We start from the raw sequence: 1,054 nt of genomic DNA on the forward strand, positions 1-1,054 counted from the left end.
CCGATCCGGTTTGAGGATTGAAAAGATCGCAGCCTGCGGCAGCTCCTACATGGGGATTTTGTATTGGTTGCAGAAAGTAAAACCGGCTATCGTCGCCGCCATTCGAAACAGAGGCGATCATGGGCTATCTACTTTTTGTCACGCTGATCCAGGCGTTTTCCTTCAGTCTGATCGGCGAATACCTTGCCGGTCATGTCGACAGCTACTTCGCGGTGCTGGTACGTGTGCTGCTAGCCGGGCTGGTGTTCATCCCGCTGACCCGCTGGCGTTCGGTGGAACCGGCGTTCATGCGCGGCATGCTGTTGATCGGCGCGTTGCAGTTCGGCGTGACCTACGTCTGCCTGTACCTGAGCTTCCGTGTGCTGACGGTGCCGGAGGTGTTGCTGTTCACCATCCTCACGCCATTGCATGTAACCCTGATCGAAGATGCGCTTAACCGCCGCTTCAACCCGTGGGCACTGATCGCCGCATTGGTGGCGGTAGGCGGCGCAGCGGTGATTCGCTTCGACCGGATCAACCCGGACTTCTTCATGGGCTTTTTGCTGCTGCAACTGGCCAACTTCACCTACGCCGCCGGCCAGGTGCTGTACAAACATCTGGTGGCGAAACACCCGAGCGATCTGCCGCATTATCGCCGCTTTGGCTACTTCTACCTCGGCGCACTGGCGGTGGTGCTGCCGGCATTCCTGCTGTTCGGCAAAGCCAACTTCCTGCCCGAAGCGCCGCTGCAATGGGGCGTGCTGCTGTTCCTCGGTCTGGTCTCGACGGCGCTGGGCCTTTACTGGTGGAACAAAGGCGCGTGCATGGTCAACGGTGGCACGCTGGCGGTGATGAACAACCTGCATGTACCGGTGGGGTTGCTGCTGAACTTGCTGATCTGGAATCAGGATGAGGAACTTGGAAGGTTGTTTCTTGGCGGCAGTGTGATTCTGGCGGCGGTGTGGATCAGCCGTTTGGGAATCCGCAAATCTCCAGCCACCGCCTAACCCCTGTAGGAGTGAGCCTGCTCGCGATAGCGGTGGGTCAGTCATCATTGATTCGTCTGACCCACCGC

The 1,054-nt window shown here is 58.8% G+C and carries 1 protein-coding gene; it reads left to right on the forward strand.

The window, feature by feature from the left end:
- The first annotated feature begins 119 nt into the window (after positions 1–119).
- Positions 120–986 (forward strand): carboxylate/amino acid/amine transporter, encoded by an 867-nt coding sequence (locus tag IAI51_RS27745; protein WP_187681375.1) that lies wholly within the window; start codon positions 120–122, stop codon positions 984–986.
- Positions 987–1,054 lie beyond the last annotated feature (68 nt).

The organism is Pseudomonas sp. N40(2020), assembly GCF_014472415.1.
Lineage (GTDB): Bacteria > Pseudomonadota > Gammaproteobacteria > Pseudomonadales > Pseudomonadaceae > Aquipseudomonas.

Coding starts and splice junctions, on each gene's coding strand:
- IAI51_RS27745 (WP_187681375.1), top strand. CDS start 120: ATGGGCTATCTACTTTTTGTCACGCTGATCCAGGCGTTTTCCTTCAGT.